Annotated in this window: 19 protein-coding genes; 9 read left to right on the top strand and 10 right to left on the bottom strand. The window is 66.7% G+C overall.

Features of this window, described 5'->3' with window-relative positions; genetic code table 11:
* A partial coding sequence (locus ACR2JI_RS09510; protein WP_526389832.1) for a beta strand repeat-containing protein occupies positions 1-4481 on the top strand: 4481 nt, incomplete at its 5' end.
* On the opposite strand, the gene ACR2JI_RS09505 is transcribed toward ACR2JI_RS09510, so the two are convergent.
* From ACR2JI_RS09505 to ACR2JI_RS09465, 9 genes are all read right to left on the bottom strand, one after another.
* On the bottom strand, positions 4478-5380 hold the full coding sequence (locus tag ACR2JI_RS09505) for an aldose 1-epimerase (RefSeq protein WP_526389831.1): 903 nt from the start codon (positions 5378-5380) through the stop codon (positions 4478-4480). The two genes, ACR2JI_RS09510 and ACR2JI_RS09505, sit on opposite strands and share 4 nt — an antisense overlap.
* Before the next feature lie 42 nt (positions 5381-5422).
* Entirely contained in the window at positions 5423-5668 is a 246-nt protein-coding gene (locus tag ACR2JI_RS09500; protein ID WP_526389830.1) for an acyl carrier protein, read from the bottom strand.
* A gap of 13 nt (positions 5669-5681) precedes the next feature.
* The gene (locus ACR2JI_RS09495) at positions 5682-6902 is read right to left on the bottom strand and encodes a 2-oxo acid dehydrogenase subunit E2 (RefSeq protein WP_526389829.1); all 1221 of its coding nucleotides are present in this window, start codon (positions 6900-6902) and stop codon (positions 5682-5684) included.
* On the bottom strand, positions 6899-7912 hold the full coding sequence (locus ACR2JI_RS09490; protein WP_526389828.1) for an alpha-ketoacid dehydrogenase subunit beta: 1014 nt from the start codon (positions 7910-7912) through the stop codon (positions 6899-6901). Before ACR2JI_RS09490 ends, ACR2JI_RS09495 begins: the two co-directional genes overlap by 4 nt.
* Positions 7909-8910 carry a pyruvate dehydrogenase (acetyl-transferring) E1 component subunit alpha gene (gene pdhA, locus ACR2JI_RS09485; RefSeq protein ID WP_526389827.1) on the bottom strand — a complete coding sequence of 334 codons (1002 nt, stop codon included), beginning with the start codon at positions 8908-8910 and terminating at the stop codon, positions 7909-7911. Before pdhA ends, ACR2JI_RS09490 begins: the two co-directional genes overlap by 4 nt.
* Positions 8907-10724: an acetate--CoA ligase gene (gene acsA, locus ACR2JI_RS09480; RefSeq protein WP_526389826.1), complete on the bottom strand. Its 1818-nt coding sequence runs from the start codon at positions 10722-10724 to the stop codon at positions 8907-8909. Before acsA ends, pdhA begins: the two co-directional genes overlap by 4 nt.
* Before the next feature lie 10 nt (positions 10725-10734).
* Positions 10735-10977 carry a hypothetical protein gene (locus ACR2JI_RS09475; RefSeq protein WP_526389825.1) on the bottom strand — a complete coding sequence of 81 codons (243 nt, stop codon included), beginning with the start codon at positions 10975-10977 and terminating at the stop codon, positions 10735-10737.
* A gap of 72 nt (positions 10978-11049) precedes the next feature.
* Positions 11050-11736 (bottom strand): GAP family protein, encoded by a 687-nt coding sequence (locus ACR2JI_RS09470; protein WP_526389824.1) that lies wholly within the window; start codon positions 11734-11736, stop codon positions 11050-11052.
* Between the two features lie 29 nt (positions 11737-11765).
* A complete protein-coding gene (locus ACR2JI_RS09465; RefSeq protein ID WP_526389823.1) occupies positions 11766-12074 on the bottom strand; it encodes a hypothetical protein in 309 nt (102 codons plus the stop codon).
* A 182-nt stretch (positions 12075-12256) separates the two neighbouring features.
* Here ACR2JI_RS09465 and clpB point away from each other — a divergent pair, with 182 nt between their 5' ends.
* The 5 genes from clpB to ACR2JI_RS09440 all read left to right on the top strand — a co-directional run bounded on the left by clpB (position 12257) and on the right by ACR2JI_RS09440 (position 17792).
* Complete coding sequence (clpB, locus tag ACR2JI_RS09460) at positions 12257-14827, top strand: ATP-dependent chaperone ClpB (RefSeq protein WP_526389822.1); 2571 nt, start codon at positions 12257-12259, stop codon at positions 14825-14827.
* A gap of 139 nt (positions 14828-14966) precedes the next feature.
* Positions 14967-15671 carry a trehalose monomycolate transport factor TtfA gene (gene ttfA, locus ACR2JI_RS09455; RefSeq protein WP_526389821.1) on the top strand — a complete coding sequence of 235 codons (705 nt, stop codon included), beginning with the start codon at positions 14967-14969 and terminating at the stop codon, positions 15669-15671.
* A gap of 21 nt (positions 15672-15692) precedes the next feature.
* Positions 15693-16469 carry an SDR family NAD(P)-dependent oxidoreductase gene (locus ACR2JI_RS09450; protein ID WP_526389820.1) on the top strand — a complete coding sequence of 259 codons (777 nt, stop codon included), beginning with the start codon at positions 15693-15695 and terminating at the stop codon, positions 16467-16469.
* The gene (gene pyrE, locus ACR2JI_RS09445; protein WP_526389819.1) at positions 16456-17016 is read left to right on the top strand and encodes an orotate phosphoribosyltransferase; all 561 of its coding nucleotides are present in this window, start codon (positions 16456-16458) and stop codon (positions 17014-17016) included. Before ACR2JI_RS09450 ends, pyrE begins: the two co-directional genes overlap by 14 nt.
* Positions 17013-17792 carry a hypothetical protein gene (locus ACR2JI_RS09440; RefSeq protein WP_526389818.1) on the top strand — a complete coding sequence of 260 codons (780 nt, stop codon included), beginning with the start codon at positions 17013-17015 and terminating at the stop codon, positions 17790-17792. The genes pyrE and ACR2JI_RS09440 overlap by 4 nt, the downstream gene beginning before the upstream one ends.
* Before the next feature lie 18 nt (positions 17793-17810).
* On the opposite strand, the gene ACR2JI_RS09435 is transcribed toward ACR2JI_RS09440, so the two are convergent.
* Positions 17811-18251, bottom strand: a complete 441-nt coding sequence (locus ACR2JI_RS09435; protein ID WP_526389817.1) for a cupin domain-containing protein — start codon at positions 18249-18251, stop codon at positions 17811-17813.
* A 23-nt stretch (positions 18252-18274) separates the two neighbouring features.
* Here ACR2JI_RS09435 and ACR2JI_RS09430 point away from each other — a divergent pair, with 23 nt between their 5' ends.
* The 3 genes from ACR2JI_RS09430 to ACR2JI_RS09420 form a co-directional block, all read left to right on the top strand.
* A complete protein-coding gene (locus tag ACR2JI_RS09430; RefSeq protein WP_526389816.1) occupies positions 18275-18943 on the top strand; it encodes a TrmH family RNA methyltransferase in 669 nt (222 codons plus the stop codon).
* Between the two features lie 16 nt (positions 18944-18959).
* Positions 18960-20060, top strand: a complete 1101-nt coding sequence (locus tag ACR2JI_RS09425; RefSeq protein WP_526389815.1) for a glycoside hydrolase family 76 protein — start codon at positions 18960-18962, stop codon at positions 20058-20060.
* A 51-nt stretch (positions 20061-20111) separates the two neighbouring features.
* Positions 20112-20652: LpqN/LpqT family lipoprotein (locus ACR2JI_RS09420; protein ID WP_526389814.1), on the top strand; the 541-nt coding region annotated here is incomplete at its 3' end.

Here is a 20652-nt window from a genome sequence, read left to right as displayed (position 1 = left end):
CCGCGCTGAGCACGCTCGTCTCGGCGTTGTCGCAGCCCGCTGCGCTGGGCCCGCTGACGGCGACCTTGGCTCAGTTCGGGTCCAACATTCTTCTCGGTGTCCCGCAGGCGTCGGCTCTGAACACGGCTCTCGTGCAGTTGTTCGGTCAGCCCGGTTTCACCGGCGGGATCGCCTCGACGGTCATGGCGGTGTTGTCGTCGGTGCTGGGGGATCAGACGGTGGTCTCGGCGGTGGGCTCGCTGGTGACCGATATCGTCGCCGCCGTCCCGGTGCAGCAGTTTGCGGGTTCCGCGATCGCCTCGGCGGTGGGCTCGCTGCTGGGCGGCGGCCCGGGGGCGGCGGCACTGGGCACGGTGCTGGGCAATGCCGTGGCCGGCTTCCTGGGGGCCACCGGTGTCAGCGACGCCCTGGGCGATGTGGTCACCACCGCGCTCACGACCTTCGACGCCACCCCGGGTGCGTTGCAACAACTCAGCGCCGCCGTGGTTTCCATCCTGGTCGTCACGATCGACGGCACGGATCCGATGACCGCGATCACCGATGCGATGACCGGATTGGCCGCGACGGCGGGTACCACGGTCAGCGCCGCGGTGGCCTCGCTGCTGACGGATCAGGCGTTCGTCTCGGCTCTCGGCGCCACGGCGCGGACATCGCTGGTGGATCTGAGCTCCAATCTGCTGGCGTTGGGCTTCATCGGCGGCGAGCTGGCGAGTCTGGTGGGCCCGCTGCTTCCCGACGGCCTTGGGTCCTCGACACTGCCCGCCACGCTGGGCAACGTAGTAACAGGACTGCTCGCCAACGCCGGTGCCAACGGCCTGGCCGATGCGATGGGTGCGGCCCTGACCACGCTACTGGGATCGTCGGGCATCGCCACCGCACTCGGCGGCGCGGTCGGCCAGTTGGTGACCGCGGCGCTGGGCGGCACACCGCTGCAGACGGCCGGGGCGGCGGTGATCACGTCATTGAGCGGTGACCCGGCCTTCACCTCTGCCATCAGTGCGACGGTGACTGCGGCGGTGTTCCCACTGCTGTCCAATCCGGTGTTCGACACCGATATCGGGTCGGCACTGGCAGCAGCAGTTCCACAAGTGCTGGGCGACAACGGCTTCCGGGGGATCATCGGCGATATCATCGCCGGGCTGATCCAGCCCCAGATCGGCGGTGCGCTCGGAGCGGCTCTGGCGCCGGCACTGAGCGGATTGGTTCAAAACCTGCTGGCTTCACCGGCCCTGGTGAGTTCGGTTGCGGCGTATCTTGGCATCGCCGCCACCAATCTCCTTGCGGCGCCGGGGGTGGCTGCGGCACTGACATCGACGATCGGCCAGGCCGTGTCGGCTGCGTTGGCCGGTACCTCGGCGCCCATCGTGCTGCCGGCGGTGTTGGACACCCAGATCGGTATCGCGGTCACCACGGTGGCGGGTGGGCTGCTCAATGACGTCAGGTTGCCGTCGGCGGTGGGGTCGGCCGTGGCGACGGCGGTGATGCAAATACTCGACGATCCGCAACTCCTGTCCTTTGTCGGCGGGCAGTTGCAGTCGGTGATCGTCAGCCAGCTCGGTGGCGAACTCGGGACGGCGCTGGGATCTGCGGTCAGTGGCGCGGTGCTCGGTCTGCTGTCCAATACCCGGGTGGTGTCCGCGCTGGCGGGTTCGGTCGATGACGCGGTGGTCGCCCTGCTGAGCTATCCGGGCCTGGGCGATCTGGTCAGCGGTCTGGTCGGTTCACTGACGATCGGAGGGTTGGAGGGCACACCGCCGCCGGCGGACTTGCCGGCCTCGTTGGCCGCCGACCCGGTGTTCGTCGGAGCGCTCGACAGCGCCGCGAAGGCGTTGTTGAACCCGCTGCTGTCCGATCGTGGGTTCGTGACGACGCTGGGATCGACGGTGTCGACGCTGGTGATGCAGGTGCTCGACGATCCGGGCCTTCCGTCGTATGCGGGCGAGCAGTTGCAGTCGGTGATCGCCACCCAGCTCGGTGGCGAACTCGGAATGGCGTTGGGGCCGGCGGTCAGCGATGCATTACTGGGTCTGTTGTCCAACACCGGGGTGGTGTCGGTGTTGGCGGGGTCGATCAACAACGCGGTCGTCACCCTTCTGAGTTATCCCGGTCTGGGTGATCTGAGCGGCGGCGTGGCCATCACGCTGGCGGTCAATGCGCTGCAGGGTGCGCCGCTTTCGGCGGACTTGCTGGCGCTGTTGGCTGCTGACCCGGTGTTCGCCGATGCACTGGACAGCGCCGCGACGGCGTTGCTGGGTCCGCTGCTTGCCGATCGCACGGTGGTGACGGCGCTGGGATCGGCGGTGTCGACATTGGTGATGCAGGTGCTCGCCGACCCGCGAATCGTTCCCTACGTCGGGGCCGAACTGAACTCGATCATCGGCGTGCAGGTCGGCGGTGATCTCGGTATGGCACTAGGTCCTGCGGTCAGCGACATTGTGGTCACCCTGCTGTCTGACCCGCAGGTTGTGACCAAACTGGTTGCCTCACTTGGTGCTTCGGTGACCGCGCTGCTGGGCTATCCAGGTTTCGGGGCATTGGTGGGTGGCGCCGGAGCGCAGATCGCCGATGGGGCACTTCAGGGCGCACCGCTGACCACGACGCTCTCACAGCTCCTCGGTTCTCTCGGTGGTGACCCCCTATTCACCATGTCGATCAACAGCGCCGTGACCGCATTGCTGGTTCCGTTGCTGTCGGATCCGAATCTCGGTGATGATCTGGCCACGGCGTTGACGATGGTGGTTCCGTCGCTTCTGGGTGACGCGGACCTGCGGATGATGGTCGCCAGCCTGGTAGGCGGGTTCATCCCGTCGTGGATCGGAGGCCAGATCGGCACCGCACTGGCCTCGCCGGTGGGTGATCTCGTGCAGAGTCTGCTGGCCGACCCCGTTCTGATTCAGCCGCTCTCGGCGGGTCTGGGACCCGCGGTGGCGCGATTCCTGGGTATGCCGGGCGTAGCCGAGATGCTGACCGGGGCCGTCAACCAAGCGGCTGATGCTGTGCTGGCCGGCGATGCGCCGCTGACCGCGCTGCTGACGGTATTCGCCGTGCTGCGGGGCGATCCGGTATTCGATGCCGAAATCGGCGACCTCGTCACCTCGACAGTTGGCCCGGTGTTATCCGATCCCGCAGTGGCTCCGGCGCTGGGGCCGGCGGTGGCGATGCTGGTGATGCAGGTGATCGGCGACGCACAGGTGCAGTCTTTGGTCGGCGAATCGATCTCGGATCTGGTCGCCGCGGCACTACCCGGTGCGGTGGGTACCGGCATCGGGTCAGCGCTGGCCAACACCGTTGTCGGACTTCTGGCCAGTCCCGCACTGAGTACGCAATTGGGTGTGGCGATCACACCGGCTCTTGACGCGCTCTTGAATACGCCGGGTGTGATGTCGGTCCTGGGCGACACCGTGGGCCGGCTCGTGACGACGTTCCTTCCGACGGATCTGAGCTTCCCAAGCTTCCTGATGGTCGCCACCGACGTCCTCCCCGGATTACTCTCTGATCCGAATTTTGAAGTCGCGCTGGGCAATACGGTCAGGACCGCAGTCAGCTCGCTGGTCGGTCCGGGGATCGTTCCAGCGGTCGACACGGCGATCTCCGATCTGATCGGCGGTATCGCCGGTGATGCCGCAGTCGTGCAGTGGCTCGGCGAACAACTCAACGCCGCGATCACCGATGCGGCCGGTGGCGATCTGGGTCGGGTGCTGGGGCCCACCGTCGGCGTTGCGGTGACGACCCTGTTGTCCTACGCACCGTTCGTCGCGGGTCTCGTCGGGTCATTGGATGTCGCGTCGGCGACTGCGCTCGGCTACGACGGCCTGGGGAGTCTGCTCGGCAGCGTCCTGGGAACACTCACCTCTGATCTGCTGCAGGGTTCACCGCCCGTCCCTACGCTGCTGGCCGCACTCAACGAACTGCGCACCGATCCGGTGATCTCCGGTGCGCTCGGACTGACCGTTCCTCAGCTTCTCGATTCGCTGTTCGGCGACACCGGCGCGCGGGATGGTCTGGGACGCGCTGCGGGTGCGGCGGTCGCCACTCTGCTGAGTCAGGTAGGTGTGACCGGGCCGATATTGCAGATGGTCGCCGTTCAGGCCAGCGCTGGTGCGGTGACCTCACTGCTGGCGGACCCGGCGGTGTCTCAACTGGCCAGCACCGTGGCGCTGAACCTACTTGGTGGATCGTCGATCAACGACGTCGTGACCGAGGTGCTGGATCTGGTCATCACGCGCCCGGGACTCCAGGATGCGCTCGGCAACGCCGTCGGTGCGGGTGTTCGCGCAGTCCTCGGGGACAACCTCTTCGGTAATCTGGCCGCCATCGTGACCGCCGGTGCGACGACCGCGACGATCGCGGTCTCGGCGGCAGTCGCCGAATCTCTGGCCGGGGTGAATCTGCCGTCAGAGATACCGGCCGTCGCCCCGAACAGCAGTCACTTCTTCGACTTTGGTCCCGCCACCGGCAGGATCAGATACGGCGCGGCTTAGCTCACTTTGATGGTGAACGACGCCGACGCCGGGCGTCCCGGCACCGCGACGTTGTAGCCACCCTTGCGTAACGCGTTCGTCGGGGCGGTCATCGGTTCGATGCCCACCACGTCGTCATTGGCCGGGGCGAAGATCTGCACGGCCGGATAGCCCTGGTTGAAGATCACCTCGATACGCCGATTGCCACCCGAGAGGGCGAACTTGCCACCGGGGGGCACCTCGTCGAAGCCGTCGTCGAACACCCTGTCGCCCAACCGATCCGAGAAGGCTGCCCAGTCTTCGGTGGCTCCGGTCGGGATGCCCCAGTTGTCTACCGGCAGGTGCCGCAGCGGCGGCATTTCCAGGCGCCACTGCGAGCGCGGCACGTCCGGGATGGTCAGGTAGGGGTGGAAGCCGAAGCACAGTGGCACTGACGCCGAGGTGGTCGGGGTGACAGTCGTCGCGATGGTCAGTGCCCGGTCCTTGAGCTTGATGTCGAGCGTGACGACGTGCGGGAACGGGAAGCTGCTCAGTAGCCGGGGCTGGCCGCCGTAGTCCAGATCGGCGGTGAGCTTGTGATCGGCGCCCTGCTTCACCAGCCAGCCGGGGTAGGCCGCCAGCACTCCGTGGATCACCAGGCCGTGTTCATCGGAACGCACCCCGCCTACACCGGGGGTCAGGGTGACCGCGCCGCCGTCGACGCCGTATCCGTTCGCGCTCAGCCGGTTCGCGAACGGATAGAGGATGGGGATGCCCATGGTCTTGCCGGTGGTCAGGTAGGCGTTCAGCCCGCGACGCTGGCCGAGCAGCTCGATGCCGCCGTCGGACAGCGAGGTGCACACCATTCCGGCTGACGGCACGAAGGTGGCGGTGAGGGCGGACGACGGGTCCTTCAACACGATGGAGGGCAGCTGAGCCATTGCTGGATTGTGCCACGGATGATCCGCGCTTGATAAGCGCGCCTACTGGTGGGCGCTGATATAGCCCGTCAGATCGTCGATGCTGCGCAGCGAGGCATATTTCGATTCGGGGATGTCGACCTCGAATCGCGTGTGCAGCCGGACCAGGAAGTTGAGCCAGTCCATCGAGTCGAGGTCGACCTGATCGCGCAGCAGCTCGGAATCACTGAGGTCCCCTTCTTCAATTTCGGGGGCGATCGAGATCAATTCCGCCACCACTCCGGCCCGGATGTCGTCTCTGGTGCTCACAGTGCTCCCTTCCTCACAGGTCCTGTGGCTGCTGTAGCAGCCGGTTGATCTCGGCCAGGAACAGTGCGCCGCGGGCGCCGTCGCTGGCCCGGTGGTCGGCGGCCAGACTCGCATGAACCGTGGTGGCGACCCGGATTCCGCCGTCCACCACGACCACCCGCTGAGCCGGACGGCCGAACCCCACGATGGCGACCTGCTCGGGGTAGATCACGCCGAACACCGAGTCGACACCCTTGTCGCCGAGGTTGGTCACGGTGATCGTCGGATCCGACATCTCCGAACTACGCAGCGACCCGGCCCGCGCCCGCGCCACCAGGTCGGACAGATCCGCCATCAGTTCGGTGAGCGTCTTCTCCGAGACGTCGTGGATAGCCGGGGCCACCAGACCGCCACCGCGCAACGAAATCGCCACGCCCACATGCTGACCGGAGGCCGGTTCGAAACACTCGTCGCGCCAGAAGCCGTTGAACTCGCCGAACTTGACGCTTGCCAGCGCGACTGCCTTGAGTTGCAGCACGGCGGGCAGCAGCCGTTCAGTGATGGGTAGGCCGGCGTTCTGTTCGGTCAACCATGACAGTGCGGTGTCGAGGATGATCTCGTCTGCGAGGTAGTAGTGCGGTATCTCGCGCTTGGAGCGGCTCATCGCCGCGGCGATCGAGGCGCGCATCGCGGCTCCGCGCGCCCTGGCCTTATCGGCGGCCGAAATCGGCGCCGCGGTCCCGTCAGCCGGGGCCGGCTTGGGCGGCGGTGGCTTGGGGCTCTGGTGATGTGCGGCCGCGGCCGCGTGCTCGACATCGTGCAGGGTGATCGCGCCCTGTGGCCCGGTGCCGCTGACGGTCTTCAGGTCGACGCCGAGTGAGCCCGCGGTGCGCCGGGCAACCGGGGAGACCCAGAGCCGATGACCGACCGGAGCGGCCTCGGCAGGCGCCTGCTGCGGGGCTGCGGGGAAGACGATCGGGCTGGTGGCGGCCGGTGGCGTGACCGCACCCGGCTGTTCGCCGGGTTCCAGCAAGGTGGCCAGCGGGGTGCCGACGGCCACGGTCTGGCCCACCGACACCAACAGCTCGCCCACCACGCCGTCGTGCCAGCACTCGATCTCGACTGCAGCCTTGGTGGTTTCGACCACCGCGACGATCTGTCCGCGCGTCACGGTGTCGCCGGGGGCGATGCGCCACTCGTCGAGGGTGCCCTCGTCCATATCGGCGCCCAGGGCGGGCATCAGGAATTCGATCACTGTTCGTCCACCCCGGGTCGCTGCGCTCCGGCCCCCCGTTCATCCCCGAACAATCCCCGGACTGCCGCCACGATCTTCTCGGGCTGGGGTAGGGCCGCCTGCTCCAGATGTTTGGCGTAGGGAATGGGGACCTCCATGGTGCACACCCGCGCGATCGGCGCGTCGAGTTCGTAGAAGGCCCGCTCGACGATGCGGGCGCTGATCTCGGCCGCCAGGCTGCCGGTGTGCCAGGCCTCATCGACGACCACCACCCGGTGCGTCTTGCGCACCGACTTCAGGATCGTCGCATCGTCGAGTGGGCGCAGCACCCGCAGATCGATCACCTCGCAGTCGATGTCGTTCTGGGACAGTTGCTCGGCGGCGTCGAGTGCCTTGGGTAGGCATCCGCCGTAGGTGATCACGGTGACATCGCTGCCGCTGCGCCGCACCGCCGCCCGCGCGATATCGGTGGGCACCAGTTCGTCGATGTCCGCCGACAGGTTGTAAAGACCAACGTGCTCGAAAATGACCACCGGGTCGGGGTCGGCCAGGGCACTGCGCAACATCCCGTAGGCGTCGGCCACGGTGGCCGGCGCCAGCACCGTGATCCCGGGGATGTGGGCGTACCAGTTCTCCAGGCTGTGCGAATGCTGAGCGGCCAGTTGACGTCCGGCTCCGGTGGCCATCCGAACCACCAGGGGGACGGAGAACTGTCCCCCTGACATGTGTCGCAGCGCCGACGCCGTGTTCACGATCTGGTCGAGCGCGAGCAGACTGAAGTTCACCGTCATCACCTCGACGATGGGTCGCAGGCCGTTCAGCGCGGCGCCGATGCCGATGCCGACGAAGCCCAACTCCGAGATCGGTGTATCCCGGATGCGGTCCGGTCCGAACTCCTCGAGCAGTCCCTTCGACACCGCGTAGGTACCGCCGTACCGGCCGACGTCCTCCCCGAGCAACACCACCCGCTCGTCGGCCCGCAGGGCGTCGGCGATGGCGTCATGCACGGCACCGCGATAGGTGGCTTTCACGAAATCACCGCTGCGCCAGCCGGTGTCATCAGATGGCGCTCGAGGGTGTCCACACTCTCCAGGGTGCCCGCCTCCGCATAGGCCACGGATCCATCTACCTCGGTGGCCACCGCTTGCTCGATGGCCTCGACGTCTTCGGCGGTCAGCAAGCCGCCGGTGAGGCAGCTCTCGGTGAACGTCGCGATCGGGTCGTGTTCCTTCCACTTCTCGACTTCGGCTTTGTCCCGATAGAGCTCCGGGTCGAACATCGAGTGCGGGCGGAAGCGGTAGGTGCGGAACTCCAGAAAGAACGGACCGCCGCGCATCCGGATGTGATCGACGGCGTGCTGCATGGCGGTGTGGCTGGCCAGCACGTCCATTCCGTCGGCACTGGCGGCGGGAATCCGGTAGGACTCGGCCAGGGTGATCAGATCGACGTCGGAGAGCTCCCGTTCGATGGAGGTACCCATCGCGTAGCCGTTGTTCTCGCAACAGAACAGCACCGGCAGCTTCCACAGCTGCGCCATGTTCAGGGTCTCGTGAAAGGCTCCCTCTGCTATCGCACCTTCACCGAAGTAGCAGGCGGATACCTGGTTGCGCTGCAGCTGAGCATCGGCGAAGGCGAGTCCAGCAGCGGTCGGCAGCCCGCCGGCCACGATCGCGTTGCCGCCGTAAAACCGCCGCTGTGCGTCGAACAGATGCATCGACCCGCCACGCCCGCCGGAGCAGCCCTCCTGCTTGCCGAACATCTCAGCCATGATTTCGGTCATCGGGATTCCGCGCATCAGGGCGTGTGCGTGCTCCCGGTAGGTGGCGATCACCGCGTCCTGCGGTCCGAGCACCCGCAGGGAGCCCGCCGCCACCGCTTCTTCGCCGACATAGAGGTGCAGGAAGCCACGGATCTTTCCGGCGCTGTACATCTCGGCGCACTTCTCCTCCATCCGCCTGATTCGGATCATGTCGGTCAGCAGTTCCCGCGCCAGGATCGGATCGGTGGCCGGGGGAGACGCTGCCGTCATGACTTCACCTCTCCCGCAGGTGATTCCAACGTCGAGGTATCACCCTCTGCCAGGCCGAGTTCGCGGGCTTTGAGCAGCCGGCGCATGATCTTGCCGCTGCGGGTGTGCGGCAACGAGTCGACGAAATCGATCTCCTTGGGGGCCACCGCTGCACCGAGTCGTTTGCGAGCCTGGCCCATCAGGTCACGGCGCAGTTCCTCATCTCCGGTATGGCCGGTCTTGAGTGTGACGAAGGCCTTGACTATCGCGCCGTAGGTCGGGTCCGGCTTGCCGATCACCGCGGCCTCGGCGACCGCGGGATGGTCGGTCAGGACGTTCTCCACCTCGAACGGCCCGATCAGGTGGCCGGAGGCCTTGATGACATCGTCGGCCCTGCCGATGAACCACAGGTAGCCGTCGGTGTCGCGCTTGACCAGATCCCCGGACAGGTAGAGGTCCCCCCCGGGATCGGAGCGGAACGACTTGCGGTAGCGCTCCTCCTGATTGAGGTAGCCACGGAACATCGACGGCCAGCCGACGCGCAGTGCGAGTTCGCCTTCGATGTCGGGTTGGTCGATGATTCTGACGGCCCCGCCGGCCCCTTCCGTATCGTCGTGATCCACCACGCAGACATCCACACCCGGCAGCGGGCGGCCCATCGAGCCGGGTTTGATATCGAACGCGGGGGTGTTGGCGACCATGATGCCGCCGGTCTCGGTCTGCCACCAGTTGTCGTGAATCGGTAGGCCCAGCACACGCTTTCCCCACCACACCGCTTCGGCGTTGAGCGGTTCGCCGACGCTGGCGATGAAGCGCAGATGGGGGAATGTGTATTTCGCGGCCAGTTCGGGTCCGGCCTTGATCAGCATGCGGATCGCCGTCGGAGCGGTATACCAAACGGTGACGGCTTCATCCTGCAGAATCCGGTACCAGTGTTCGGCATCGAACTCGGCCTCGTCGATGATCGAGGTGACACCGTGCAGCAGAGGCGCGATGATGCCGTATGCCGTCCCGGTCACCCAACCGGGATCGGCTGTGCACCAGTAGATATCGCCGTCGTGCAGATCCAGGGCATATCGGCCGGTGATGTAATGCATGGCGACCGCGCCGTGGACGTGCTGGGCGCCCTTCGGTGTCCCGGTGGTTCCACTGGTGAAGTGCAGCAGCGACGGATCCTCGGCGGTGGTGGGCTCGATCGGGGCCACATCGGAGGCCGTATCCATCAGGCGGTGGAAGTTCTGCGTGCCGTCGATATCCTCAGCGCCCGGGCCGGCGACGATCAGCACATGTCTGACCGAGGGCATCTGGTCGCGGATTTTGGCGATCTTGCGCTTGTAGATCGCCGCCGTGGTCACCAGCACGTCGGCCGATCCGATGTTCACCCGTGTTTCGATCGGCTCTGGACCGAATGCGGAGAACAGCGGTGAGACGACGCTACCGTTACGCAGGGCGCCGAGCATGCTGATGTAGAGCTCGGGGACGCGTCCCATGATGACGAAGACCCTGTCGCCCTTGCCGATCCCCAGGCCACGCAGCACATTGGTGAAGCGCTGGGTCAGCCGACCTAGTTCGGCGTAGCTGACGTCGTGGGTGCTCAGGATTGCCGCACCGGGCTCGTCGGCGATGAAGCGCAGCGCGGTGCGCCCGGCTTCGGGGCCTTCGGCATGCCTGTCCACCGCGGCGTACCCGATGTTGCACAAGCCGGACCCCATACCGGCGCACAGATCAGGAACCTGCGACCAACTGAAGGATGCGCGGGTCTTCTCGTAGTCGTCGAGGTTAGGGGTGACCTTAAGGTCGGCAGACTCTTTGCGAATGATGGTGTCGTTGTCCACCGCCGCCTCCTCAGGGGTGTCGGTCGAGCTTGCCGTCGCGGCGGGCGCGGGGGAAGTTCTCCCACACCCGTTCGATCAGTGCTCCGTAGGCGGCGCCGTCATTGAGAATGTCCGCACGACCCCGGTGCCGAAGGTACGCGTCGATGCGACGCTCGATGGACCAGTCCCAGTACAGCTGGCCGGTATAGGGGGAGCACAAGAATTGCCATGCGATGGCATCGATCTCACCAGTCGAGTCGACGGCCTTCCTCATCCAGATCCCCCCGCACTGTCCCACATAGGCTGATGCTCACCGGATCACACCGGCGAAGGGAAGGGGCGAAAGTCACTGAACCTGCTGGAGCCCGTGAATTCCCTTGTACAGCAGGGCCACGCCGATGATGAACAGGATCGCGGCGATCAGGGCGGTGTGGTTCTGTTCCATCCAGGTCTTGAGTCTGGCCAGTGGGCCATCGAGCCGGTCGCCGGCGATCTGGAAGGCCAGAACCGGCGCGGCCACCGTGGACGTCGCCAGGACGGTGAAGCCGACCACCACCGCCCAGGCCCCTGTGGCACTGAGTGATGAAGTGCCGATCGCAATGCCGGCCGCCGCGCACATCAGCAGCACCTTGGCATTGGCCACCGTGAGGACCGCCGCGGTCAGGAATGCCCGACGCGGTCCGATTGACGTCATTGCCGTCAACCACCTCGGGCTCGTGGCAGAGCGGTTGCGGGTGAACCAGCGGTAGGTGGCCCAGGCGATCAAGCCGAGCCCGATGCCGATCCGGACATACGGTGCCCAGCCTGGCTGGTTGCCCAGGCCCCGGGTGATGTCGGCGGCCGCGACGAACGCCGCTGTCACCCCCGCGATGCCCAGTGTCCAGCCGGCCAGGAAGGCCAGACTCGTCGGCCGCGGCCGGGGCGTGTGCAACACCAGGATCCCCGGGATGATGGAGAACGGCGACAGGGCGATGATGAGCGCCAGTGGGATCAACTCCGCCGCGTCCAAGGCCGTGCTGGCGGTGTTGGTCACGTCGCGCAACGTAACGCACCTCAGGTTGTTCAGCCCGGCGTGCGCCGCAAAATCCAGGCCGGCACCCAGTGGGTGACCGGGCGGCTCTCGGAGCCGTAGGCGACGTCGTAGCTGACCAGGCCCCACCACTCGCCCTGTTCGCACAGGCCCCAGCAGCTCAGCGTGCCTGCGACGATCTTGTGTAGTTGCAGACCGCCGGGCTGGTAGTGCCCCCGCCGGTGCGGGTGGCGGGGGAACAGTGCCGCGAGATCCACCAGAACCGGCAGCGGCGGTCGCACCGGCCGCAGGGGCGGGCGCAATGGCTGGCCGTTGTACCCGATCGCTGCCAGCTCGCCCACCGCCGGATTTTAGATCCAACGGGGTGATTATGTCGATCATATGTTCGAATAGTGACCCGCCAACAGATGGCCGAAGGCCCTACCGCGCGCCGTGGATGATTCAGTAAACTTGAGCGGAACAGACTCAATGTTGTTGGTGTTGTAATCCTCGACAGACTTTGATCAGACGAAATGGAGGTGTCGTGGACTCGTTCAACCCGACCACGAAGACTCAGGCGGCCCTGACCGCCGCATTGCAGGACGCCAGTGCGGCCGGCAACCCGGAGATCCGGCCCGCCCATCTGCTGACGGCACTGCTCACGCAGACCGACGGTGTCGCCGGACCGCTGCTCGAGGCGGTAGGCGTCAACCCGGCGACCATCCGGGCCGAGGCGCAGCGACTCGTCGAACGACTCCCGTCCAGTAGTGGTGCGACCTCGCAGCCGCAGCTGTCCCGGGAGTCCCTGGCGGCGATCAACGCCGCCCAGCAACTGGCCACCGAGATGGATGACGAATACGTCTCCACCGAGCACCTGTTGGTCGGCCTGGCCGGAGGGTTGGGCCGCTCCGCTGCGGCGGGTGACTCCGATGTCGCCAAGCTGCTCACCGGCGCCGGCGCGTCCCCGCAGGCGCTGCGCGACGCGTTCGTGAAGGTTCGCGGCAGCGGCCGGGTCACCAGCGCCGACCCCGAGGCGACCTATCAGGCACTGGAGAAGTACTCCACCGACCTGACCGCGCGCGCCCGCGAAGGCAAGCTCGACCCGGTGGTGGGGCGCGACAACGAGATTCGTCGCGTCATCCAGGTGCTCTCGCGGCGCACCAAGAACAACCCGGTGCTCATCGGCGAGCCCGGCGTCGGCAAGACGGCGATCGTCGAGGGTCTGGCCCAGCGCATCGTTGACGGCGACGTGCCGGAGAGCCTTCGCGACAAGACGGTCGTCTCCCTGGACATGGGTTCGATGGTGGCCGGCGCGAAGTACCGTGGCGAGTTCGAGGAGCGGCTCAAGGCGGTGCTCGACGACATCAAGAATTCGGCCGGGCAGATCATCACCTTCATCGACGAGCTGCACACCATCGTGGGTGCGGGCGCGGCCGGTGAGGGCGCGATGGACGCCGGCAACATGATCAAGCCGATGCTGGCCCGCGGCGAGCTGCGGATGGTCGGCGCCACCACGCTCGAGGAGTACCGCAAATACATCGAGAAGGATGCCGCACTTGAGCGCCGGTTCCAGCAGGTGTTCGTCGGTGAGCCGTCGGTGGAGGACACCGTCGGCATCCTGCGCGGCCTGAAGGACCGCTACGAGGTCCACCACGGCGTGCGGATCACCGACTCCGCACTGGTCGCGGCCGCAACCCTCAGTGACCGCTACATCACCAGCCGCTTCCTGCCGGATAAGGCCATCGACCTCGTCGACGAGGCCGGTTCGCGGCTGCGAATGGAGATCGACTCCCGTCCCGTCGAGATCGACGAGGTCGAGCGTCTGGTCCGTCGCCTCGAGATCGAAGAGATGGCGCTGGAGAAGGAAGAGGACGCCGCCTCCAAGGAACGTCTGGAGAAGTTGCGCGCCGAGCTCGCCGACCAGAAAGAGAAGCTGGCCGAGCTCACGACAAGATGGCAGAACGAGAAGAACGCCATCGACATCGTCCGCGATCTCAAGGAGCAGTTGGAAACCCTGCGCGGTGAGTCCGAGCGTGCCGAGCGCGATGGCGACCTGGCCAAGGCGGCCGAGCTGCGCTACGGCCGCATTCCGGAGATCGAGAAGCAACTGGATGCCGCACTGCCGCAGGCACAGGCGCAGGCGAACGTCATGCTCAAGGAAGAGGTCGGGCCCGACGATATCGCCGACGTGGTGGCGGCCTGGACCGGCATTCCGGCCGGTCGGCTGATGGAGGGTGAGACCGCCAAGCTGCTGCGCATGGAGGACGAACTCGGCAGGCGGGTCGTCGGCCAGAAGAAGGCCGTTGCCGCTGTTTCTGATGCGGTGCGCCGCAGCCGGGCCGGCGTCGCCGACCCCAATCGGCCCACCGGCTCCTTCCTGTTCCTCGGACCCACCGGTGTCGGCAAGACCGAACTGGCCAAGGCGCTGGCCGACTTCCTGTTCGACGATGAGCGCGCCATGGTCCGCATCGACATGAGCGAGTACGGCGAGAAGCACTCGGTGGCCCGTCTGGTCGGCGCCCCTCCCGGTTACATCGGTTACGACCAGGGCGGTCAGCTGACCGAAGCGGTCCGGCGCCGGCCGTACACGGTGGTGCTCTTCGACGAGGTCGAGAAGGCCCACCCGGACGTGTTCGACGTGCTGCTGCAGGTGCTCGATGAAGGACGGCTGACCGATGGTCAGGGCCGTACGGTCGACTTCCGCAACACCATCCTCATCCTGACGTCCAACCTCGGGTCGGGCGGTGACGAGGAGCAGGTGATGGCGGCGGTGCGATCGGCGTTCAAACCGGAGTTCATCAACCGCCTCGACGACGTGCTGATCTTCGAGGGCCTCAAGCCCGACGAACTGGTGCGGATCGTCGACATCCAGCTGGAGCAGCTGCAGAAGCGGCTGGCCCAGCGCCGACTGGAACTCCAGGTGTCGCTGCCGGCCAAGGAGTGGCTCGCCGAGCGCGGGTTCGACCCGGTCTACGGAGCCCGGCCGCTGCGTCGGCTGGTCCAGCAGGCAATCGGCGACCAGTTGGCCAAGATGCTGCTGGCCGGTGAGGTCCACGACGGTGACGTCGTGCCGGTCAACGTCTCCCCGGACGGCGACGGTCTGATTCTGGGCTGACGCCTCGCCGAACAGACACAAACTCGCACCGAATCGGCCTCCCGGATGCGAGTTTGTGTCTGTTCGCGGGGAAAGGGTGACCCGGTTGTGACCTGCACGGTCTCTTGGTAAACCGCGGGCAACGGTTAGGCTAGGGGGAATGGTCCCGTTCTGGTTCACGCTGTCCGCACTGTGCTTCGTCGGTGCGGCGGTATTGCTGTATGTCGACATCGGCCGTCGTCGCGGGCTCGGCCGTCGACGAAAGTCCTGGGCGCGCGCACATGGTTTCGACTATGAGCAGGAGTCCAGCCGGATCGTCGATCGCTGGGAGCGCGGCGTGATGTCTACGGTCGGCGATGTGACCGCCCGCAATGTGGTGCTCGGTCAGATCCGCGGCGAAGCGGTCTACGTCTTCGATCTCGAGGATGTCGCCACCGTGATCGCGTTGCATCGCAAGGTCGGCACGAACGTCGTGATGGACCTGCGACTCAAGGGTGTCAAGGAACCGCGCGAAAGTGACGTCTGGCTGCTCGGGGCCATCGGACCGCGGATGGTGTACTCGAACAACCTCGATGCGGCACGGCGGGCCTGCGACCGTCGGATGGTCACCTTCGCCCATACCGCGCCGGACTGCGCCGAGGTGCTCTGGAACGAGCAGAATTGGACGCTGCTGGCGATGCCGATCTCGTCGACCCGCGCACAGTGGGATGAGGGCATGCGCACCGTCCGGCAGTTCAACGATCTGCTGCGGGTGCTTCCGCCGATTCCGGCACAGGCCGCGGCCGCGCAATCGGCGGCACGCCGGGCCACCACACTTCCTGATCCGCCGCGCAGCGGCACACAGGCCCCCAACTACCAGCACTGAGGTCGCCGTTAGGGTGGCAGAGTGCCGCGCCCTATCGCCCTCGTGACCGGTCCCACCTCGGGTCTGGGTGAGGGCTATGCCCGCCGGTTTGCCCGCGACGGCCACGATCTTGTTCTGGTGGCCCGCGACGCCGGCCGGCTCACCAACCTCGCCGATGAACTGACCGCCGCACACGGTGTCGCAGTCGAGGTGCTCGTGGCCGATCTCTCCGAGGCCGACGGTCGCGAGCTGGTCAGCGCCCGGCTCGCTACGGGCGTGCAGGTACTGGTGAACAATGCCGGCTTCGGCACCTCCGGCGAGTTCTGGACCGCGGAACCTGTTGTGCTGCAACGTCAACTCGACGTCAATGTCACCGCGGTGATGCACCTGACCCGCGCTGCCCTGCCGTCGATGCTTGCCGCCGGCACTGGAACCGTGATCAACATCGCCAGCGTCGCGGGCCTGCTGCCCGGCCGTGGTTCGACCTATGCCGCGTCGAAAGCCTGGGTGGTGTTCTTCTCCGAAGGATTGGCCAACGGACTGGCCGGCACCGGTGTGGGGGTGCACGCGGTCTGCCCCGGATTCGTGCACACCGAGTTCCACGAACGGGCCGGTATCGACATGTCGTCGCTTCCCGGTCCAATGTGGCTGACCGTCGACGATGTCGTCGCCGAGAGCCTGGCCGACGTTGCCAAGGGCAAAGTCGTCAGCATCCCGGGTCTCCAGTACAAGGCGCTGACGAGCGTGGGACGGATCATTCCGCGCGGACTGGTTCGCGCGTTCACCAACACGATAGGACGAGGCCGTGGCCGTACCTGATCTCGACAATGCCGACCGTACCGAACTGGCCGGGCTGGTCCGGCAGTTGTCGGTGGTCTTCGGCCGCGTGACCCTGTCGTCGGGCAAGGAGGCCGACTACTACGTCGACCTTCGCCGCGCCACCCTGCACCACCGAGCCGCCCCACTGATCGGGCGCCTGATGCGCGAACTGACCGCGGATTGGGATTACGTTGCTGTCGGGGGTTTGACCATGGGCGCCGATCCCGTCGCCTGCGCCGTCATGCACACACCGGGGCGTCCCATCGACGCATTCGTCGTCCGGAAAGCAACGAAAACCCATGGGTTGCAAAGGCTTATCGAAGGTGCTGAGGTTAAAGGTAACCGCGTTCTGGTCGTGGAGGACACCAGTACGACGGGTGGTTCGGCTCTGACGGCGGTGCGCGCCCTTCGTGAGGCCGGCGCGACGGTCGTCGGTGTCGCCACCGTCGTCGACCGTGCAACCGGTGCGGCGGAGGCAATCGAGGCCGAGGGGCTGCCCTACCGCAGCATCCTCGGACTTGCCGAACTCGACCTGCCTGAGCAGTGACGAGACGGGCCCGGGACGACGACTTTCCGGAGCCGGACGAGCAACGGGAATCGGAACTCGATTGGGACGAGGTTGTCGATGTCATCTGCGTGGGTATCGATCCCGGGCCGACGGCACAGGCGATCTCGGGTGTCCAGCACGGCCGCAGTGTTCTGGTCGTTCCGCGGCCGCAGATCTGGGACCCTGACACCTCGGCCTACTTCGCTGAGATGACAGCTGATCTGTCGCCTCTGGAATCGGTCGCGGCGTTGCCGGTTACCCGCGCGTGGCCGGTCGAAGCCGAACCGGCCCGCGGCCGCGTGATCGACACCTTCGTCGGTGCACACCTACGGGACTGGGCAGGGCAGTGTTGGCCAACGCCGTTCGGCATTCTCTACACCGACGCCTTCGATATCGACACCACACTGATGCTCACCGATGAGAACGTGCGCATCGAGGCTGCCGTTGTCGGCGGCTATCCGTCAGATGCCGAACGCAGCGGCCGCGCACTGGCGCGGTGGCTGGCCGCCCAGGCAGACGAACATGATGTTCAACCGGATCGCGATCTCACTCTGCAACGCCTGATCATCGAATACGGCAGGGTGGCCGGCGCCGAACTTCACACCGCTTCCGGACCGCTGTTGGTGCGGGCGCTGGACGGGGTGGCGTTGCCGACCACGTCAGCGGATGCAGATTGGCCGGTTAGGTCCGACCTGGGCGGGATGGACCTGGAGATCGCGATCGTCGGACGTCCCGCGGGTCGGTTCGGCAGGGTGCAACTGCTCCAGTCGGCCTAAAGTCGGCCCACAGCCGACCTAAGCCCCAGCGTTGTCGTCGAAGCGGAACGAACGGAATCGCGAGCTCTGCGCGCCCGACGGATTGGGTCCATAGATGGCCAGCATGCGTGCGTAACCGTGGGCCAGATAGCGCCCGAGATGACCACCGCGCACCACCGCGGCATCACCGGGATGAAGCGTCACCGAAGCCCCTTCGCACTCGATAACGAGTTCGCCGGCCAGCAGGTAGGTGGTCTCGTCGTGGGGGTGTAGGTCTTCCCAACCCTCGCCCTCGAGCTCCCATTCATGGATCGCGACATCGCCCCACGCTGCACCGGGGTTATCCGTGACATGGCCGGTGACGCTCTGGCAGTCGGATCGGCGGCCCTCGGCGTCGGGCTTCAGCGTCACGCGCGGGTGGCCCACGAGTGCGGGTCGCCCCCCGCGGTCGACGGATTCGGCGTCATCATCAGAACCCATTGGGCCGAGGCTACCCTTCCAGCATGTCGACAGAAGGGCCCGATCCCGGCCCCACCGAGTGGTCGACGGGCGACCCGGGAGTCGGCCCATGGTCGGCGAGCCACTCCGGCCCCCTTCCCGAGGACCCGCGCTATGACCCCGAGTTACTCGAGCACGGTGACAGTCGCAACGTCGTTGACGCATACCGCTATTGGCGGCGCGAGGCGATCGTCGCCGATATCGACACCAGAAGACACCCGCTGCACATCGCGATCGAGAACTTCGGCAACGACGCCAACATCGGCGCGGTGGTGCGCACCGCCAACGCGTTCGCCGTCCACACCGTCCACATCGTCGGCCGGCGCCGGTGGAACCGTCGCGGCGCCATGGTGACCGATCGCTACCAGCACCTGTCCCATCACGACAGCACCACCGAACTGCTGGGGTTCGCGGCCGGGGCGGGACTGACGGTCATCGCGGTCGACAACATCGCGGGGGCGGTCCCGATCGAGACCACCGCCTTGCCTCGCGACGCTCTCCTGGTGTTCGGCCAGGAAGGGCCCGGCATCTCCGAGGAGATCCGGTCCGGCGCCGCCGCGACCGTGTCGATCGCCCAATTCGGATCAACCCGCAGCGTCAACGCGGCGGTGGCCGCCGGGATCGCCATGCACACCTGGATCAGGCAGTGGGCGGACCTCGGCAGGGCTTGGTAGGGCAGGATTGCCGCCCATGAGCCAGCAGTGGGTGAGCCGCGCGGCCAGTGCAGAGGAGGCGGTCACCGGACGCCATCTGCGGCGGCTGTGGCAGGTGCCCCGCACCCAGCTCGGCGTGGTCGGCTGGCCGCCCACCCGCAGGGACCGCGCCTTCGGTTCCTGGCACTACTGGTGGCAGGCCCATCTTCTGGACACTCTCGTCGACGCCCAGCTCCGCGATCCGCGGCCCGAACGGGTGGAGCGAATCCGCCGTCAGATCCGCGGACACCGGATCCGTAACGCCGGCCGCTGGACCAACAGCTACTACGACGACATGGCCTGGCTGGCGCTGGCGCTGGAACGCGCCGGTCGGCTGGTCGGCGTCGAGCGACCGGCGGCGCTGCGGACGCTGGCGGCCCAACTCTTCGACTCCTGGTCGCCCGAGGATGGCGGCGGAATCCCGTGGCGGAAGCAGGATCAGTTCTTCAACGCCCCGGCCAACGGGCCCGCCGGGATCTTCCTGGCCCGGTACGGGATGTTGCGGCGGGCGCAGCAGATCGCCGACTGGATCGACGAAACGCTGATCGATCCCGAAACCCATCTGGTGTTCGACGGGATCAACGACGGTTCGCTCGTGCGCGCCCAGTACACCTACTGCCAGGGCGTCGTGGTCGGACTCGAGACCGAACTGGCCGTGCGGACCTCAGATGATCGGCATGCCCGCCGGGTGCACCGGCTGGTGGCGGCCGTCGCGGAGAACATGGCACCGCACGGGGTGCTGGTGGGCGGCGGAGGCGGAGACGGCGGTCTGTTCGCCGGCATCACGGCGCGGTATCTGGCGCTGGTGACCACCGAATTGCCCGGCGATACCGAGGCGGACGACACCGCCCGCAACACCGCCTACGACATCGTGCTGGCCTCCGCCGAGGCCGCTTGGCGCAACCGCCAGACGGTCGACGGACTGCCATTGTTCAGTGCGTTCTGGGATCGGCCGGCTGAACTTCCGGCCGCCGGTGTCGGGGGAGCGCGCTTCGCCGACGGCGCGGTGCACGCCTCCCACACTGCCGAACGTGACCTGTCGGTTCAGGTGTCAGGTTGGATGCTTTTGGAGGCCGCACATCGGGTCACAGACGGCTAGACCGTGTTAAGTTTCGCGCTGAGCATGGCAAAGACGGAGGATGGCGGTCTCATGAAGAAGATCACGATGGCGACGGGCGCAGCGGTGGCAGTCGGCCTGGTGCTGGCCGGGTGCACCCCGACGACCGAGAAGGCCTACACCGGCACCGGGCAGTCGACACCGACCGTCTGGACCGGATCGCCCGCGCCGGCGCACGGCAACGCCGGTGGTGAGCACGGCGAGGGCCGTGCCGAGGGCGCCAACCTCAACGCCTACATCGTCGCGAACAATATCGCCGAGGTCCCGTTCAAGAAGGATGAGCCCGGCACCCCGAAGATCGAGTTTCCGTTCCCGCCGGACTGGGCGCCGGCCGGGGATCGCACCCCGGACTGGGCCTACGGCGCCATCGTCTACACCAAGGCGCCGGATCCGGAGAACCCGCCGTTCATGTACGCGATCGCCTCGAAGCTGACCGGCAACGTGGATCCGGCCAAGGTCCTCGAACTGGCTCCCGGCCAGCTCAACGAGCTTCCCGAATTCACCCCTCGTGAGGCTCCGCACAGCGACCAGGTGAGCGGTTTCGACGCGATCGACTACGTCGGCAGCTACATGT

The organism is Mycobacterium sp. (assembly GCF_051006775.1).
GTDB lineage: Bacteria > Actinomycetota > Actinomycetes > Mycobacteriales > Mycobacteriaceae > Mycobacterium.
This window is presented reverse-complemented; position numbering and strand designations above follow the sequence as displayed.

Bases quoted from the DNA above. Each gene is read 5' to 3' on its own strand.
- ACR2JI_RS09505 (WP_526389831.1), bottom strand. From the start codon at position 5,380: ATGGCTCAGCTGCCCTCCATCGTGTTGAAGGACCCGTCGTCCGCCCTC.
- pdhA (WP_526389827.1), bottom strand. From the start codon at position 8,910: ATGACGGCAGCGTCTCCCCCGGCCACCGATCCGATCCTGGCGCGGGAA.
- ACR2JI_RS09475 (WP_526389825.1), bottom strand. From the start codon at position 10,977: ATGAGGAAGGCCGTCGACTCGACTGGTGAGATCGATGCCATCGCATGG.
- ttfA (WP_526389821.1), top strand. From the start codon at position 14,967: ATGGTCCCGTTCTGGTTCACGCTGTCCGCACTGTGCTTCGTCGGTGCG.
- ACR2JI_RS09435 (WP_526389817.1), bottom strand. From the start codon at position 18,251: ATGGGTTCTGATGATGACGCCGAATCCGTCGACCGCGGGGGGCGACCC.
- ACR2JI_RS09430 (WP_526389816.1), top strand. From the start codon at position 18,275: ATGTCGACAGAAGGGCCCGATCCCGGCCCCACCGAGTGGTCGACGGGC.
- ACR2JI_RS09425 (WP_526389815.1), top strand. From the start codon at position 18,960: ATGAGCCAGCAGTGGGTGAGCCGCGCGGCCAGTGCAGAGGAGGCGGTC.